Source organism: Moraxella sp. K1664, from assembly GCF_039693965.1.
GTDB lineage: Bacteria > Pseudomonadota > Gammaproteobacteria > Pseudomonadales > Moraxellaceae > Moraxella.
Genome location: NZ_CP155576.1, coordinates 1,985,823 through 2,003,029 on the forward strand (window position 1 = coordinate 1,985,823; position 17,207 = coordinate 2,003,029).

A 17,207-nucleotide genomic window follows, 5' to 3' on the forward strand; every position below is an offset into this window, starting at 1 on the left:
CCGATGTTCTTTTAAATTAATTAAAAAGAACTAGGCATAAGGGGAATCCTATGAAAATTCGCTCACAAGTTGGCATGGTGCTAAACCTTGATAAATGTATCGGTTGCCACACCTGCTCTGTAACCTGCAAAAACGTCTGGACAAGCCGTGAAGGCATGGAATACGCATGGTTTAACAACGTAGAGTCCAAGCCTGGTATCGGCTACCCCAAAGAGTGGGAAAACCAAGAAAAATGGAAAGGGGGCTGGATTCGTAACGCCAATGGCTCCATCAACCCACGCATTGGCGGTAAATTCCGTGTGCTTGCCAACATCTTTGCCAACCCTGATTTGCCAACGCTTGACGACTATTATGAGCCGTTTGACTTTGACTATCAGCACCTGCACACCGCCCCATTAGGCGACCATCAGCCGATTGCACGCCCACGCTCGCTTATTACAGGTAAGCGTATGCAAAAAATCGAATGGGGGCCAAACTGGGAAGAAATCCTAGGCTCTGAATTTGCCAAACGCCGTGCCGATAAGAACTTTGACCAAGTTCAAGCCGACATTTATGGCGAGTACGAAAACACCTTTATGATGTATCTGCCACGCTTGTGCGAGCATTGCTTAAACCCAACGTGTGTGGCGTCTTGCCCATCGGGAGCCATTTATAAGCGTGAAGAAGATGGCATTGTGCTTATCGACCAAGACAAATGCCGTGGCTGGCGTATGTGTATCTCGGGCTGTCCTTATAAGAAGATTTATTATAACTGGAAATCAGGCAAATCCGAAAAATGTATCTTCTGCTATCCACGCATTGAGTCAGGTCAGCCAACCATCTGCTCTGAGACCTGTGTGGGGCGTATTCGCTATCTTGGCGTGCTTTTGTATGATGCCGACAAAATCAAAGAAGCCGCCAGTACTCCGAACGAAAAAGACCTGTACAAAGCTCAGCTTGATGTGTTCTTAGACCCCAATGACCCTGCCGTCATTGAGCAAGCTCTAAAAGATGGCGTGCCGATGAGCGTGATTGAGTCCGCCCAAAAATCGCCTGTGTATAAACTGGCGATGGATTGGCAACTTGCCCTGCCTTTGCACCCAGAATATCGCACCTTGCCGATGGTGTGGTATGTGCCACCACTATCGCCAATCCAAAACGCTGCCGAGGCGGGCAAAGTGGGCATGGACGGGCTTATCCCTGATGTCGATAGCCTACGTATCTCTGTCAAATACCTTGCCAATATGCTGACCGCTGGCGATGAAGTGCCTGTCAAGTTGGCACTCAAACGCCTGCTTGCCATGCGTTCTTATAAGCGTATGCAACTTGTCGATAAGGTCGAAAGCCAAGCGGTGCTTGATGAAGTGGGCTTGACCAAACACCAAGTCGAAGAGATGTACCGCTATTTGGCAATCGCCAACTACGAAGACCGCTTTGTCATTCCGACCGCTCACCGTGAAGAAGCGTTGTCTGATGCCTTTGCCGACAAAAACGGCTGTGGCTTTACCTTTGGTAATGGCTGTACAGGCGGTAATGATGTCAGTATGTTCGGTCAGCGTAAGTCCAATCGCCGTGAGATGATTGAGACCGTGCAGACATGGGATAACTGATGGGGGCTAGTATGAATCATCTTGATTTTAAATTATTAAAAGTGATAAGTCTGCTGATGGATTATCCGTCTGATGAGCTGTTTGCCGATGATACGCTAGATGCGTGCAAAGACATCGTAGCCACGTCAAAGCTCATCAGCCCTGATGTCCGCCAAGAGATTAACGCCTTTGTTGATGAGTTATCAAGCAAAGGCTCGATTGAAGCTCAGTCGGTGTATGACAGTCTGTTTGAGCGTGGGCGTTCGTTGTCGCTTTGGCTGTTTGAACACGTGCATGGCGAGAGCCGAGACCGTGGACAAGCGATGGTCGATTTGATGGGACAGTACGAAGAGGCGGGCTTTGCCATTGATGTCAAAGAGTTGCCCGACTATTTACCCATGTATTTAGAATTTTTGTCTTATAAGGCAGGCTTTGCAGATGACGTTGAGATTCGCATGGACATTGCTGATGTCAGCCATATCATCGCTCTACTTGGGGCAAGACTTGTGGACAAAGGCAGTAGCTATGCTGGGCTGTTTAAGGCGTTATTGCAAATTGCAGGTAAGCCTTTGACCGTCATTGATGAAGAGCTTGCCAAGATGGGCAAAGACAAGGTGGATGATACGACTTTTGATGCCATTGACAAAGAATGGGAAGAAGAAGCCGTGGACTTTTTGGCGGCAAAGCAAGAAGAACGCTGTCCGTCAAACCAAACCGACATTCGCATTGCCGAGACCTTGGCAAGACAAGCCCAAAACGAAAGCGAAATCCCTGTGCATTGGGTAGATTTTAAAACCAACAAAACCGTTAGCCAAGGAGTGTTATCATGATAACCGCAATCACAGCAACGACCCCCGAAAACTGGCTCCATGTCTTTTTGTTCGGTATTTATCCTTATATTGCTTTGACGGTATGTATTTTGGGATGTTGGGCAAGATTTGACCTGTCGCAGTACACATGGCGTGCAGGGTCAAGCCAAATGCTAAACGACAAGGGAATGCGTGTGGCGAGCAACTTATTCCATGTTGGCATTCTTGTGGTACTGTTGGGGCATTTCTTTGGCATGCTAACCCCCCATTTTGTCTATGAACGTATCATCACCGCCCCCCAAAAACAGCTTTTGGCGGTCATCGTGGGTGGTATCGCAGGCGTGATGTGTCTTGTGGGGCTACTTATGCTCATCTGGCGACGTTTTACCGATCCACGAGTGAGCCATACGTCTACATTTAGTGATAAGATGCTCCTTGTTATCATTTTGGTGCAGTTGCTTATGGGACTTGGTACGATTTTTTCATATCCGCATCATAAAGATGGCGCATTGATGGTATCGCTTGCAGGTTGGGCTCAAAACCTTGCCATCTTACGACCTGTTTATGCAGCGTCTTTGGTAGAGGATGCAGGTCTGATTTATAAGTTGCACATGTTCTTAGGAACAACGCTGATTCTGCTTGTGCCATTTACTCGTCTTATCCACATCATCTCCGCACCGATTTGGTATTTGGGCAGACGTTATCAGATTGTCCGCCATAAGACATCACAGTAACCTGCCTGATTTTAAAAACCATTTTCTCGGTTTTTGCCACAAACATCGCCCTAATGTTTGTGGTTTTTTTATTTTATAACTTATTGATTTTTATAGTAATTTAAAAAATTAATTCTAAAACTGTGCAATATTCACAAGTCCAATATAGAGTGTTTAGCCCTAATTTGGAGAGACTTAACGGTGAAATTAACATGAAATTTGATAAAATATATTGACAATAATAATAATTATTATTATGATAATTATCAATTATAGTACGAGGAGCTTTGTTTTATGTCTAACAAACAAAGAGATATTGAGCGATTGTCAATACAAAATCTTATAAACGCCTACTGTATTGAAACCAGTCGCTTTAAAATTTTACAATCAAGCGAACAAAGCGACATTTGTCGAGGATGTTGTGAAGGACACTCTGCCCTGTCTTTGTTTTTAGAACCCTTAAAAGTCCGTATAGTTGTTCCATTGCTATTTGTCAGTGTGCTAGGACATCATCAAACTTTTGATAAAATATATATTGAACAAGCTGATGGTTTTGTAGAGACTAACTCTTTAATGCTGGCAAATTTATTGTTACAAGATATGCTATATTGGCATTCAGATAAAGAAAGTATAAACATCAACAGTGTGTTGTTAAGATGGATGGATAGTTCAGAAAAATTGCAGGTAATTCTTGATAGTCGACAACAAAAAATTGACAGCATATTTAAAAGAAAAAAACTTAATTTTGTTGATACGGAGCAAGCTCTATTCTGTGGGCATGCCATGCACCCTACTCCGAAAAACAGAATTGGTTTTGATGATGTGCAATGGAAAAATTTTTCACCAGAAACTAATGGTTGCTTTAAGTTGCATTATTGGCTGGTTGAATCAAGTATTTACGTTGAAGAATCAGAGAGTGGTCTGATATTAGAAAGGATAAAAAGTGATATTTTAAATGAAATTAAAATTCAAAAAGAATATGAATCAAAAGATTATAATAACTTTAGGTTGATTATATTACATCCTTGGCAGGCGAAATATTTACAACAAAAAGATATTTATAAAAAATTATTAACAGAAGAAAAATTAATAGATTTAGGTCAAATGGGAGATGATTATTATGCCACCACATCAGTTCGTACGGTTGTAAACTTAAATAGGGAGTGGATGTTTAAATTATCTTTATCTGTTGCAATCACAAATTCAGTACGCATAAATTTACCGAAAGAAGGTCGTAGGGGTTTGTTGGCTAATAAAATTTGGCACAGTCAGTTTGGAGAAAATATAAAAAATTCATACCCAATGTTTGATGTTGTTAATGATTCTGCTTGGAATGGGGTAATTGCAGATGGAAAAATTATAAATGAAACCATTTGCATTATTAGAAATAATCCTTTTAATGAAGAAGGTAACATTACAAATTTGGCAACGTTATGTCAAGATCATCCATTCCAAAAGAAAAATCGCCTATATCACATTATCAAAAATATTAGAGGTAGTCAAAAAGAATTTGGTGTCTGCTTAAGAGAAATTAGTCACAAATGGTTTGAAGAATTTTTGAAAATTTCACTAATTCCCATGATTGATATGTATCATAATTATGGCATGGTTTTTGAGGCTCATCAACAGAATTGTCTCATAGAAATAAGAGATAATTTCCCTTATAAATTTTGGGTAAGAGATAATCAAAGCTTTGGATATGTTACTGATTATGCAGATGAATTGATAGATGAGTATACAGATCTTATTGCCAGAGCAAAGTGTGTTGTTTCTATTGATTTTGCTAATAGTCGATTTATATATTATTTTATTGGAAATACGGTTTTTTCGCTAATTAGCAGTATTGCAAAAACTGGATTTTCAACAGAAGAAAATCTTCTCAATATACTACGGGAGTATATTGAGAATCTGTTGAAAAAGTATCCAAATAGTAAGCTACTAAATACTTTGTTGTTTAGTAATCAATTACCCTACAAAGGAAATTTGTTGACTCGCTTACACGATTTGGATGAACTGGTTGCACCAGTAGAGACCCAATCTATTTATGTAAAGATAAAGAATCCTATAAAGCACAAAGAGGTAAACCATGTTTGATATCATAGGTATTGGTATAGGGCCATTTAACTTAAGCTTGGCAAGTTTGCTAAACCATAAAGATTGTCATTTAAAAACAGTATTTTTCGATAAAAAAGAAAAATTCATATGGCATCAAGGAATGTTAATGCTTGATGCCACACTACAAGTTCCGTTTTTAGCTGATTTGGTAACAATGGTAGACCCAACAAACAAGTACAGTTTTCTTAATTACTTGCAAGAAAAACAAAGGTTGTTTCAATTTTACTTTAAAGAGTCTTTTTTCCTACCAAGAATTGAGTATAATAATTATTGCCAATGGGTATGCAGTCAATTAGAAAATTTAAATTTTGGCTGTTTAGTAAAACAGATTCTTCCTATTAATAAAGGATTTAATGTTATTATTGAATGTGATGGGAAAATTAAAAATTATGAGTGTAAAAATTTAGTTATTGGCATAGGAACTTCTCCAAATATTCCCGATTGCACAAAAAATATTGTGAAAAATTTAGAAAATCAGTGCTTCCATTCATCGGATTTTATGAAAAATTTTGATGAACTTTTAAAGAAGAAAAAACCCGATATTATTTTGGTTGGTTCTGGGCAATCAGCTGGCGAGATTTTTTATAAATTAATTCAAAATGATTTTAATAATATTCATTGGGTTACTGATGATGAGGGATTTTTTCCCATGGAGTATACGCCATTAGCTTTAGAGCATTTTAGCCCAGACTATATGGATTTTTTTTACAGCCTATCAGAAGAAGCAAGAAAAAATTTATTGAAAAAACAAGATTTTTTATATAAAGGAATTAATTCAAACTTACTAAAAAATATTTACAGCATGCTTTATCAAAAAATAATTTTGAATAATGAAAAATCAATAAAATTAAATTCAAATTTAAAACTAATACAAACTTGTCAGAATCAAGGAAAGATTTGTTGTGATTTTGTACATAATTATACAAATACTTCGTCAAAAATAAGTGCTGATTATGTTATTTTGGCTACTGGATATCAGCAAGCGTCACTGGATTTTATGTCAGAATTAGATCCTTGTATCAAAAAACAACCTTGTGGTAGTTATGATATTGATCGAAATTATGAGGTAAATTACCAACACCCTAATGGTATGGGGAGAATTTTTGTGCAGAATATGGGACTTTGTACTCATGGAGTTGGGACGCCAGATTTAGGATTGAGCGCTCATCGTTCAGCAACCATAATCAATCGGATTTTGGATAAAGAGTTTTATAAGCTAAGTAGAAACAATATTTTATCAAATTTTTCATAGATGAGGTTTTGCAATGAATACATCCAATGCTTATCATTTAAATATAGAGTTGTCGCAATTAAAAAGCGCTGGTCAGTCTTTGATGAAGATTGCTATATCTGAGCTGCTTTACGAAGAAATTATTAGACCAACAAAAGTGGAATATTTGCCAGAAAACAAGCAAAGAATGTTATTTGTTTTTGATAAAATTAATTTGGAAGTAATTATCAAACCAAAGAAATTTGGTGGCTTTATCGTCTACTCTATTAATGACAAAAAAACAGGTGATTCTTTTTATAATCTAACCGATTTTTTTGTTGAGTTGTGTGAAAGTCTGAATATGGATAATGGCACAAAAGCTTATATGGTAAAGGAAATTAATCATACTTGGTTGGCGGAGGCTCATTTATACACAAAGCATGGTTTAACAAGTGAAGCGTTATCAAATCTTAGTGGGTCAGTTGTTGACTCGGCTTTACGTGGACATCCTTGGATTGTTATGGGAAAAGGTCGCCTCGGTTTTGGCTATGAGGATTATAAACAGTATGTTCCAGAGGTTGCTATTGCAAGAAAACTTCCTTGGTTTGCTGTTCATAAAAGTCTTGCGGTACTCTCATTAATTCAAGGGCTAACTTGTGATTGCATTTATAAAAAGACGTTGGGGGAAGGTCAGTATAAATCTTTTAAAAACATTTTGATGAATAAAGGATTGGACAGTCAAGAATATTTATTTTTACCAATACATCCTTGGCAATGGTCAAATTGGATTAGCTTAAATTATGCACTTGAAATCTCTGAACAAAAATTACTGTTTTTAGAAATGTCTAAGCATGAGTATTTACCTTTACAGTCTATTCGAACTTTTTCAGATATGACTGATAAAACAGCATATCACATTAAACTACCACTTAGTATTTTAAATACAGCAGTATATCGTGGCTTGCCAAACAAGCGTAATTTTTTTGCTCCGCAAATCAGTGAATGGCTGTTGAGAATACTTAAAAACGACCAACAATTGCAAGAAACCGGTGTTGTTCTATTGGGAGAGTTAGCAACAGTTACTGTAAAACAGCCCGCCTTTGATAAATTAAGCTCTCCACCTTATCAATTTACGGAATTACTGGGTTGTTTGTGGCGAGATAGTGTTGAAAATTACATCACTGATAATCAAAAAGTTATCTCTCAAGCTGCACTTATTCATAAAGATAGACATGATGATTTTTTGTTGCCACATTTAATCCATCGGTCGGGTCTTACGGTTGTTGAGTGGCTAAAAAAATTCTTTAAAGTTTGTGTAACACCATTATTGTATTGGTTGTATCGTTATGGAATTGTATTTTCGCCACATGGTGAAAATAGTCTATTGATACATGAGAATGGCATACCGATAAAAATGGTTTTAAAGGATTTTGTGGATGATATTAATTTAGTTGATGACACTTTTTTTGAACAAGAGCCTAAACCAAAAGAGGTGGGTATTTTATTAAAACACTCCCCAAAAGATTTGAGTCATTTTATTTTCACTGGGCTTTTTGTTGTGCATTATCGCTATATTTTTGATGTATTACATCAATATTATAATATATCTGAATTTGAATTTTGGAATGAGTTATCAAAGATTGTTGATGAATTTCACCATCAACATCCAGAGCTAAATGAGAGGATTGCTTTATTTGATTTAAAAAGACCAAAATTTGAAAAGGTGTGCCTAAATCGTGTTCGCTTTTTTACAAGAGGTTATCAAGATAACGCCAACCGTCCAGAACCCGTGGTTTGCGAACCAATTTGCAATCCAATTTCACCACAGTTTCTAAGGTGTGTTGAACATTGATAACATTATTTGTAAAAATGATGAAAATTTTAACGCTTTTATTAGTTTTTGCATGAAAAACGTGCGATTTTTCTCATTTTTCATTGCAAATACCAATATTCAACACACCCTAATGAGAGAATAGAAATGCTAGAAGTCTATACCGATTCTTTTAATCAAGATCAATGCAGTAAAACCAATCGATTGCCAACTTTATCTCAGGGGTTGCCAAACAACTATATTTACAGAGAAAATGGGGTTGAATTTGGGTTGGTGCAAATACGCTACCCTGAACATATTGAATTGTTGCATCGTTGGATGAATATGCCCCATGTTATCCCTCAATGGCAACTCAATAAATCATTGTCTGAGCTGTCTGTTTATTTTGAAAAAATGTTGGCTGATGATCACCAGCGTCTGTATTTGGTTAGTATTAATGGCGAATGGGTTGGTTACGCCGAAGTTTATGAAGGGGCAAGGGATAGACTATCAGGGTATTATACAGCTGACAAAAATGATTTGGGTTGGCATTTGTTACTAGCAGAGGCACAGGCTGTTGGCAAAGGGTACTTGCGTGCCATCATGCGTCTACTAAGCTTTTTTATTTTTGAACATTCACCTGCTAAAAAAATTGTGGGTGAACCTGATGCAAGTGTAAAACCCTATGAGGTAGTCGCTCAAGAATTAAACTATATGCCCCAATATCAAATTGTAATGCCTGAAAAAACTGCAATGTTATATTTTTGTGACAAAGAAGGGTTTTATTGTAAGTTTGCCCATTATTTAAATGCCAACATTAAAGAGTGATGTTATGCCTATTTTTCTAAATACTATTCAGAACCCAAATAGCTCCTTACCTGTATTTTTACTCGATTTTTCAGGCGAGATTAGTCAAGATGCATTTGATGATTGGTTGATTGCTATGAGTGATTTGTTAGCCAGTGAGCAGAGTTTTGCCTTGATTTACCATAGTCGGACAGGGCTGACACTCCCTGATAACTACCGCCAGATTGAGGCGGTTTGGTACAAGACGCACAAAGAATCGTTCTTTAAATATTGCAAGGGATTAGTCAGAATTGTTGATGATGAGACTCAAAGACAAGCCTTAGACAGTCCTGCTTTTCATAAAGCATGGCGAGTGCCTTATGCGGTGGTGTTATCACTGACTGAAGCCAAAGCATGGATAAACACTAAAATAGGGGCGGTCTGATGATTGTCTCACAACAAAAAAATCGCCATCTTTTGATGATGGTGGCACTGTTATATGTTGCCCATGCCTTGCCTTTGTATTTTTTTAATGTGGCATTGCCTGCCATTTTAAGACATCAAGGCGTTGATATTAGGGTGATTGGCATGCTTTCACTTTTATATTTGCCGTGGGCGTTTAAATTTCTGTGGGCAAGTTATGTGGACAATTATTATTGTGCCAAAATCGGCAAACGCAAAACTTGGTTATTTTTTACTCAAATTATTGTGGTGGTCGGGCTATTTGGGCTTGGCTTTTTACAGTTTTCTGAGATTGTATTATTTCTTAGCATAAGTTTTTTGGTGTCTTTAGCAAGTGCCACTCAAGACATCGCCATTGATGGCTATACAGTGGAACAATTTGATAAGTCATCCTTTGGGCTGGCAAGTGCCATGCAAAGTTTTGGGGTGGCGTTTGGTAGTATGGTGGGCGGTGCTGGCACGCTGTGGCTATATCAGAGATTTGATTGGCAAATGGCGACAATCAGTTTGGCAACAACTGTTGTGCTTATTTCGTGTTCACTATGGTTCTTAAAAGATCAAGACAATCCCAAACATGCTACCAATCTTTCCAAAGCAAGTCTTATTAGGCTTATCAAACGCCCGCAAACTAAATGGTTACTAGCTTTGATTGTGGTGTTTCGCTTTGTGGAAGCTCCGATGATGGCAATGCTAAATCCAATGCTTGTGGATTTTGGTTTTTCACTGTCTCAGATTGGGCTTTTGTTTTCGGTATTTGGAGCGATTGTTGGGATTGGTTCAGCACTTTTGGCAGGGGTATTAATCAAATATATCGACATTGTACGTTGTCTTATATTATTCGGATGGCTAAGAACGGCAGTTTATGCTTTGTTGTGTTTAGGATTGCTATATCCTTTATTGGGTGATTTTTTACCTGCGGTAGGTTTATTAAAAACAGGGTTTATGAGCTTGATGGCAATTAGTGTTTTGCTAATTTTATCTGTTCGCTATTTAACAATGACTGCCTTATATGCTCTGTTTATGAATGCTGCCAATCCCGACCAAGCTGGCACGGACTTTACTTTGTTTGTGTGCGTGGAGTTGCTTGTGTATTTTATCGGCGGGGCGATGAGTGGATTTTTAGTACATCAGTTTGGCTATGACAAGCTATTTTTGTGGCTTGCGATTGGTTCTGGGGTGTCAATGCTTATTTTGCCGACATTGATAAAAAAATTTTCCGTAACAGACTGTTAAACCGTAACAGACTGTTAAAATTTTACTTTTCCATAAGGAGTAATTTATGCGTCATTCCCACTATTTTCAATGGTTATCTTTGCCTTTACTAAGTGTGGCAGTAACTCAGCAGTTGTACGCTCAACCCAATGAATCATTACCAACGGTTGAATTAGAGCCTGTGGTTATTACCATTGATAAGAGCGGTATGGCACTTGCCAATCGTATCACGCAAATGCCCCATACCACCAAAGTTATTTATGAAGAGCAAATTCAAGAGCAAGCAACAGGCTCTCGACAGCTTGCCGATGTGATGGCACAGCTCATTCCAAGTTTGGGGGTAAGTAGTGGCACTACCAGTAACTTTGGGCAAACCATGCACGGTCGTCAAGTACAATTTTTGTTAAATGGTGTGCCTTTGACAGGTTCGCGAGACATCTCTAGACAGCTTAATAGTATCAACCCCAGTCAAGTGGCTAGAATTGAAGTTTTATCAGGAGCAACCAGTATTTATGGGTCTGGGGCAACAGGCGGTTTGATTAATATCGTTACTAAGTCTGATTTGGAAGAGGAGCAATTTGAAACCCGCATCGGTGTACATGGTAGTAAATTATCCAGTGAAGGCATTGGTTATCAGGTAGGTCAGAGTGTGGCAGGTGTCAGCGAAAATGGCAATGTCCTTGCACGACTTGATGTCGACTACCGCACCACAGGAGGGGCATTTGATGCTAGTGGTAAACGCATCGCTCCTGAGCCTGCCCAAACTGATAAGCAAGACAGCAAAAGCCTAAGTGTCAATACAAATGTTGATTGGCAACTTGACGACAAGCAAAATATCAATCTAGCATTGACGCATTATAACGACAAACAAGATACCGATTATGCACCTGATTATGGTAATCGCCTTGCGGTGTTGTTTGGAGAAAAGCCTTCATTAAATGCCATCAAAGGCTTATCATTATCAGAACAGCCAAAAACCACCAAAAGCACCTTTAATATCAACTATCATCATGATGATTTGTGGGGTAACACCATCAATACCAATGCTTATTATCGCAGAGAGAAAGGCAGATTTTATCCCTTTGTTGCCCCGTTTTCGACCGCCAAAGCCCTGCCTATTTTACAAAGCATGAATTTGCCACCAGCCACTTTGGATGCTTATACCAAGGCTCTACAAGCTCGCGCCTATGGGGTGTTACAATCTGAATCTAAGGCAGAGGTACTAGGAGCAAGACTGGCTTTGCAAAGAAAATTTGACCTTGCTCAAAAACCTGTACTACTTAGTTATGGTATCGATTATGAACAAGAAAAAAACCGTCAAGGGGCGACAGGCTATGATTTGACTACCTTTATGCAAAGCAATGGCTTAGTATTTAAAGACACTGGCAACCGTTATACTTATGGGCCTGACACCACCTTAAAAACCTATGGCATATTTACCAATGCCAATATTGCGTTAACAGATGATTTAAAAATATCAGCAGGCGTGCGACATCAACGTATAGACAGCAAAACAGACGATTTTGTGCCACCCAGTGAGTCGCTATTGGCTGATTTATTAATCCAAAACAAAGTGCCGTATCAAGCAGGGGTTGTCAATTCTGGCAAAGTAAAGCATCACAAAACTTTGTTTAATCTTGGGGCAAATTATCAATTAACGCCAAATCACAGTATTTTTGCCAACTTTGGGCAGGGATATAGTTTGCCTGACCTGCAAAGGGTGCTACGAGATGTTGGGGCAGGTTTTGTGGTTAATTCTGATAATGTCGAGCCAATCACGGTCAATAGTTATGATGCAGGGTGGGTAGGAGTATTTGGCGGTAGCCGTGCCAAGTTGACAGGTTTTTATAATACATCAGATAAAGTAACCCAGTTTTTAAAAGATTATAGCGTGGTGGTTGCTGATACTGATGAGCGTATTTATGGGGCGGAGTTTGAATTAAATCACAAGATTAATGATAACTGGGCTGTCGGTGGTAGCATTGCCTATACACGAGGTCAATACAAAGATGCAAGTGGTCAGCACAGAGAGCTTGGAGTGTTTCGTATCAGTCCTACCAAAGCCACCACTTTTGCTCAATACACCACACCAAGTGAACATAAATTACGCTTACAACTGCTTGCTATTGGAGGTACAGACAATGCCTATCAAGACAGCTTGGTTGCTACAACCAATCAAAACGTCCGCAAAACCCCAGAGACTAGAATTTCAGGCTATGTTGTGGCGGATTTATTGGGTGAGATAAAACTGCCCAAGGGTCAGCTAAATTTTGGGGTTTATAATTTGATGGATGCCGATTATAAGAGCGTATTTAGTCAAGCTGCCAAAGCAACTTATGGTGAATTATCCAGCTTGTCTGCACAGGGGAGAAGTTATGGGATAAGTTATACCTTAAATTATTGATCAGCATTATGTGCCACAATACCACAAACATCGCCCTAGTGTTTGTGGTTTTTTTATTTTATAATAAAATTTAATTTACCAACAGGAACCCCCATGAAACGACACCCCACCTTACAGCCCCTATCTCGCCAGCACCATTTGGGCTTGGTCATCGCCAACAAAGCCAAATCCGTCACCGATGATGACAAACTTACCCACCATCAAGCCTTAGTGGAGTATCTGACCACTACCATTCCCACGCATTTTGAGATTGAGCGAACACGCCTTGCCGATGTTATTTTGACAAAATTATCCGATGACAAAGCGGTTAAATTGGCAAAGCAAATGCTTGATGAGCATGAATACATTGAGAGCCTACTTGTCAATACCGACCCAAGCGTCGACGATGTCAAGGAGCTTGCAAATGCTCTGTATGACCATATCCGCTTTGAAGAGCGAGAGCTTTTTCCCATTGCTGAGACGGTGCTAAGCGATGATGAGCTTTTTGCCATTTATGAGGCGAGTGATGAGAATGTAAAATGAACGAGTTAAAAGCTGGGCAATGGAATTAAAAAGCCAAACACCACGTTTGGCTTTCGTTTAATTTTAAAATTGCTAAAAGTTATTTAAACCCATCTTTTAATCCCACAATCTGATTAAACACAGGTTTATCGGTGCTATGCTCCACGCTGTCCGCCACAAAGTAGCTTTCACGTTCAAATTGGAACTTGTCATCACCTTGTGCCTGTGCCAATGACGGCTCTACAATGGCATTGACAACCTTGATGGAATTGGGATTGACATGGGTGAGTACCCATAATGCGTCATCATCAGCATCTGGATTTGCTGTTTTAATGCTGGCAAAATGTTCATCTGATATCTCATCATCTTCAAGGAGCAAATGCTCATACAGTCGCACGGTGGCAGGCATGCCATGACTTGCCGACACCCAATGAATCACGCCTTTGACTTTACGTCCTTCGGGGTTGTTGCCCAGCGTTTTTGGGTCAATGGTGGCGATAAGCTCCACCACATCGCCATTAGCGTCCGTGATATGCTCTTCTACTTTTAGCACATAGCTGTTACGCAGGCGAATCTCGGGGTTCTCTGGCGATAGGCGTTTGTAGCCGTCTGGGGGCGTGATTTCAAAGTCGGCTTTATCAATATAAATGGTTTTGGTAAAGGGAATCTCACGCTCGCCATTATCCGCCTGTGGGTGCTTGGGTTGGGTGAGCCAAAGCACGCCATTATCTAGGCGAGCCTTGACGGTGTCTTTTTTTAGATTTTCAAAATCGGCAACCGCTTCATCAAAGTTGGCAATCGTAACTTTTAAGGGGTTTAGCACCGCCATACCACGACTGGCGGTATTTTCTAGCACGTTTCTGATACTAAATTCCAACTGGCGAAAATCCACCACGCCGTCCGCCTTAGACACGCCAATGCGTTCACAAAAGTCCCGCAAGCCCTCGGCAGGGTAGCCACGTCTTCTCATGCCTGCAATGGTCGGCATTCGTGGGTCGTCCCAGCCTGATACCACGCCCATGTCCACAAGGCGTTTTAGTTTACGCTTAGATGTCAATGTGTGGTCAATGTTTAAACGGCTAAATTCGTATTGACGGGGTGGTACGTCAAAGCCCACTTTTTCTACCAGCCAATCATAAAAAGGGCGATGGTCTTCAAATTCAAGCGTACAGATAGAATGCGTAATTCCCTCATGGGCATCTGACAAGGGGTGAGCGTAGTCATACATGGGATAAATGCACCATGTATCACCTGTTTGATGGTGGTTTGCGTGCATGATACGATAGATGACAGGGTCTCTCATGTTTATGTTAGTGTGATTCATGTCAATTTTGGCACGCAGTACCGCCTCGCCTTCTTTGTATTTACCGTTTTTCATGTCGTCAAAACGGGACAAATTTTCATCGATGCTGGCGTTACGTTGTGGCGACTCAACGGACGGCTTACCAAAACCGCCACGGTGTTCACGAATCTCATCAGGCGTTTGAAAGTCCACATAGGCATCGCCTTGCTTGATAAGCTGTACCGCCCACTCGTGCAATTTGTCAAAATAATGCGACGCATAACGCACGTCCCCTGCCCAGTCAAAGCCAAGCCATTCCACGTCCGCCTTAATGCTGTCCACATAATCCTGCTTTTCGGCGGTGGGGTTGGTATCGTCAAAGCGTAGGTTACATGCCCCATTAAACTCCTGTGCCACGCCAAAATTTAGGCAAATGGATTTGACGTGTCCGATGTGCAAATAGCCGTTTGGTTCAGGAGGAAAACGGGTCAAAATGCTGTCATGTTTACCGCTTGCTAGGTCATCACGGATGATTTGGCGGATAAAGTCGTTTTTTTCAGGTAAATCGGTCATGGGTTTTTCCATTATTTAAAAATCTAAAAGTATTTAAAAATCTAAAAGCGTAAATTTTATTATTTTAGCATAATTTTTATATAAATTGACAAAATAAAAATTCCATAAGTGGCAAAAAATAAATGAGATTTTTGGATGATTGATTGAATTTACGATGATTTTTAAAAGTCTGCTCCCTAACTGTCTGATGCTCTTTTACATGCTTTTGTTGTTTTTTGTGTTATTTATCAAATTTTGGCGATTTTGTGCTATACTACGCCATCTTTTTTCATTTTAACTTAATTTTAAGGAACTCCTATGGATATGCCTGTTGTAGAGTTTGACACCACACACGGTGCGATTGTCATTGAACTAAACGCCGAAAAAGCCCCTGTTACGGTGGCAAACTTCCTTGACTATGTCGAAAGCGGTCATTATGACGGCACGATTTTTCATCGTGTGATTGACGGCTTTATGATTCAAGGCGGTGGTATGGACAGCGACATGAACGAAAAACGCACCGGCACGCCAATCAAAAACGAAGCCGACAACGGTCTAAAAAATGACATCGGCACCATCGCCATGGCTCGTACATCTGACCCACATTCAGCGACTGCTCAATTTTTTATTAATGTCAAAAACAACGACTTTTTGAATTACAGCAGTCCCACACCACAAGGCTGGGGCTATGCGGTATTTGGTAAAGTAACGGACGGCATGGACGTGGTAAACCAAATCAAAGGCGTACCAACGGGGCGTTATGGCTATCACTCAGACGTGCCAACCACACCGATTGTCATTAACTCTGCCAAAGTGATTTCTAAATAATCAGCCAATAATTAGCCTAAGTTATTTTGGTTGTAGGGGTGAATCATGTTCGCCCTTTTTTATCATTTATAAAGCCTTGCTATGCAACGATTTGACCATCTTTTAACCACTCGCCCCCATGACATTAATGCGGTATTTGTCAGTGATTTGCATTTATCAAGTGATACGCCTGCCCTAAATGAGGCATTTTTGGCGTTGGTGCAAGATTTGTCCGTTTTGCCAAATTTGCAAAGCCTTTATATCTTGGGCGATTGGCTGGACGGCTGGATTGGTGATGATGATTACTTGACATTGTCCGATGACAAAAAAGCACGGCATTTTTTAACGCCCATTTTAAACGCCCTAAAAACGCTCTCTACAAACACCGCCATTTATGTCATGCACGGCAACAGAGATTTTGCCATTCGTCAAAGCCTGTGCGATACCTTTAACGGCAAACTTATCAAAGAACCGCACTTTTTGACATTACAAGATGACACACATATCCGCCTAGAACATGGCGACCGCCTGTGTACCGATGATAAGGCGTATCAGCGTTACCGCAAAATTATCCAAAATCCTGTTATCTCTTGGCTTATTTTAAAACAGCCCCTAGCCCACCGCCAACGCCTTGCCCACAACATCAAAACCAAATCCCAGAGCGATAAACACCAAAAATCCACCACCATCATGGACGTAAACGCCCAAGCGGTCAATCACGCCATGCAAACGTGCAATATCCTACTACACGGACATACGCACCGCCCTGCCGTGCATACATTGGGCGACAAAAAACGCATGGTGCTTGGCGATTGGCGGTATATCGATGACAAAGTGCAAGCGGTGATTGGGGCGGTGGACAGTGATGGCGTAGGGCTTTGGGTGTTTGATTGGTTTGTAAAATAAACGCCATTTTTAACGTTATATCAGCAATCCATCAAGGACAAACATGATTTGCCCTTATGTCTCAAAAAAA

The 17,207-nt window shown here is 40.0% G+C and carries 14 protein-coding genes; 13 read left to right on the plus strand and 1 reads right to left on the minus strand.

Annotation, left to right across the window (positions count from 1 at the left end; genetic code table 11):
• The first annotated feature begins 50 nt into the window (after positions 1–50).
• The 11 genes from narH to AAHK14_RS09880 all read left to right on the plus strand — a co-directional run bounded on the left by narH (position 51) and on the right by AAHK14_RS09880 (position 13,611).
• A complete protein-coding gene (narH, locus tag AAHK14_RS09830; RefSeq protein ID WP_065256878.1) occupies positions 51–1,589 on the plus strand; it encodes a nitrate reductase subunit beta in 1,539 nt (512 codons plus the stop codon).
• Between the two features lie 11 nt (positions 1,590–1,600).
• Positions 1,601–2,398, plus strand: coding sequence for a nitrate reductase molybdenum cofactor assembly chaperone (gene narJ / locus AAHK14_RS09835; RefSeq protein WP_065256882.1), 798 nt, complete (start codon positions 1,601–1,603; stop codon positions 2,396–2,398).
• A gap of 8 nt (positions 2,399–2,406) precedes the next feature.
• On the plus strand, positions 2,407–3,111 hold the full coding sequence (gene narI / locus AAHK14_RS09840) for a respiratory nitrate reductase subunit gamma (protein ID WP_172823663.1): 705 nt from the start codon (positions 2,407–2,409) through the stop codon (positions 3,109–3,111).
• Between the two features lie 273 nt (positions 3,112–3,384).
• Positions 3,385–5,184 carry an IucA/IucC family protein gene (locus AAHK14_RS09845; protein WP_065256877.1) on the plus strand — a complete coding sequence of 600 codons (1,800 nt, stop codon included), beginning with the start codon at positions 3,385–3,387 and terminating at the stop codon, positions 5,182–5,184.
• Positions 5,177–6,457: a SidA/IucD/PvdA family monooxygenase gene (locus AAHK14_RS09850; protein ID WP_194092672.1), complete on the plus strand. Its 1,281-nt coding sequence runs from the start codon at positions 5,177–5,179 to the stop codon at positions 6,455–6,457. Before AAHK14_RS09845 ends, AAHK14_RS09850 begins: the two co-directional genes overlap by 8 nt.
• 13 nt (positions 6,458–6,470) lie before the next feature.
• A complete protein-coding gene (locus tag AAHK14_RS09855; protein ID WP_065256875.1) occupies positions 6,471–8,267 on the plus strand; it encodes an IucA/IucC family protein in 1,797 nt (598 codons plus the stop codon).
• Positions 8,268–8,450: 183 nt separating this feature from the next.
• Entirely contained in the window at positions 8,451–9,053 is a 603-nt protein-coding gene (locus AAHK14_RS09860; RefSeq protein WP_065256881.1) for a GNAT family N-acetyltransferase, read from the plus strand.
• 4 nt (positions 9,054–9,057) lie between these two features.
• Complete coding sequence (locus AAHK14_RS09865) at positions 9,058–9,456, plus strand: hypothetical protein (protein WP_062500253.1); 399 nt, start codon at positions 9,058–9,060, stop codon at positions 9,454–9,456.
• The gene (locus AAHK14_RS09870; protein WP_050894028.1) at positions 9,456–10,706 is read left to right on the plus strand and encodes an MFS transporter; all 1,251 of its coding nucleotides are present in this window, start codon (positions 9,456–9,458) and stop codon (positions 10,704–10,706) included. Before AAHK14_RS09865 ends, AAHK14_RS09870 begins: the two co-directional genes overlap by 1 nt.
• 46 nt (positions 10,707–10,752) lie before the next feature.
• Entirely contained in the window at positions 10,753–13,089 is a 2,337-nt protein-coding gene (locus AAHK14_RS09875; RefSeq protein WP_061698891.1) for a TonB-dependent receptor, read from the plus strand.
• 93 nt (positions 13,090–13,182) lie between these two features.
• A complete protein-coding gene (locus AAHK14_RS09880) occupies positions 13,183–13,611 on the plus strand; it encodes a hemerythrin domain-containing protein (protein WP_065256874.1) in 429 nt (142 codons plus the stop codon).
• 79 nt (positions 13,612–13,690) lie between these two features.
• Here AAHK14_RS09880 and AAHK14_RS09885 read toward each other — a convergent pair whose 3' ends face one another.
• Positions 13,691–15,445: a glutamine--tRNA ligase/YqeY domain fusion protein gene (locus AAHK14_RS09885; RefSeq protein ID WP_065256873.1), complete on the minus strand. Its 1,755-nt coding sequence runs from the start codon at positions 15,443–15,445 to the stop codon at positions 13,691–13,693.
• 297 nt (positions 15,446–15,742) lie between these two features.
• Here AAHK14_RS09885 and AAHK14_RS09890 point away from each other — a divergent pair, with 297 nt between their 5' ends.
• Together AAHK14_RS09890 and AAHK14_RS09895 are read left to right on the plus strand one after the other, a co-directional pair.
• Positions 15,743–16,252 carry a peptidylprolyl isomerase gene (locus tag AAHK14_RS09890; RefSeq protein ID WP_065256872.1) on the plus strand — a complete coding sequence of 170 codons (510 nt, stop codon included), beginning with the start codon at positions 15,743–15,745 and terminating at the stop codon, positions 16,250–16,252.
• An 81-nt stretch (positions 16,253–16,333) separates the two neighbouring features.
• The gene (locus tag AAHK14_RS09895) at positions 16,334–17,137 is read left to right on the plus strand and encodes a UDP-2,3-diacylglucosamine diphosphatase (protein WP_065274054.1); all 804 of its coding nucleotides are present in this window, start codon (positions 16,334–16,336) and stop codon (positions 17,135–17,137) included.
• Positions 17,138–17,207: the final 70 nt, after the last annotated feature.

Excerpts from the sequence above, each read along its gene's own strand:
- AAHK14_RS09865 (WP_062500253.1), top strand. The coding sequence starts at position 9,058 with ATGCCTATTTTTCTAAATACTATTCAGAACCCAAATAGCTCCTTACCT.
- AAHK14_RS09895 (WP_065274054.1), top strand. The coding sequence starts at position 16,334 with ATGCAACGATTTGACCATCTTTTAACCACTCGCCCCCATGACATTAAT.
- AAHK14_RS09890 (WP_065256872.1), top strand. The coding sequence starts at position 15,743 with ATGGATATGCCTGTTGTAGAGTTTGACACCACACACGGTGCGATTGTC.
- narJ (WP_065256882.1), top strand. The coding sequence starts at position 1,601 with ATGAATCATCTTGATTTTAAATTATTAAAAGTGATAAGTCTGCTGATG.
- AAHK14_RS09880 (WP_065256874.1), top strand. The coding sequence starts at position 13,183 with ATGAAACGACACCCCACCTTACAGCCCCTATCTCGCCAGCACCATTTG.
- AAHK14_RS09875 (WP_061698891.1), top strand. The coding sequence starts at position 10,753 with ATGCGTCATTCCCACTATTTTCAATGGTTATCTTTGCCTTTACTAAGT.
- narH (WP_065256878.1), top strand. The coding sequence starts at position 51 with ATGAAAATTCGCTCACAAGTTGGCATGGTGCTAAACCTTGATAAATGT.
- AAHK14_RS09870 (WP_050894028.1), top strand. The coding sequence starts at position 9,456 with ATGATTGTCTCACAACAAAAAAATCGCCATCTTTTGATGATGGTGGCA.
- AAHK14_RS09850 (WP_194092672.1), top strand. The coding sequence starts at position 5,177 with ATGTTTGATATCATAGGTATTGGTATAGGGCCATTTAACTTAAGCTTG.
- AAHK14_RS09845 (WP_065256877.1), top strand. The coding sequence starts at position 3,385 with ATGTCTAACAAACAAAGAGATATTGAGCGATTGTCAATACAAAATCTT.
- AAHK14_RS09885 (WP_065256873.1), bottom strand. The coding sequence starts at position 15,445 with ATGACCGATTTACCTGAAAAAAACGACTTTATCCGCCAAATCATCCGT.
- AAHK14_RS09855 (WP_065256875.1), top strand. The coding sequence starts at position 6,471 with ATGAATACATCCAATGCTTATCATTTAAATATAGAGTTGTCGCAATTA.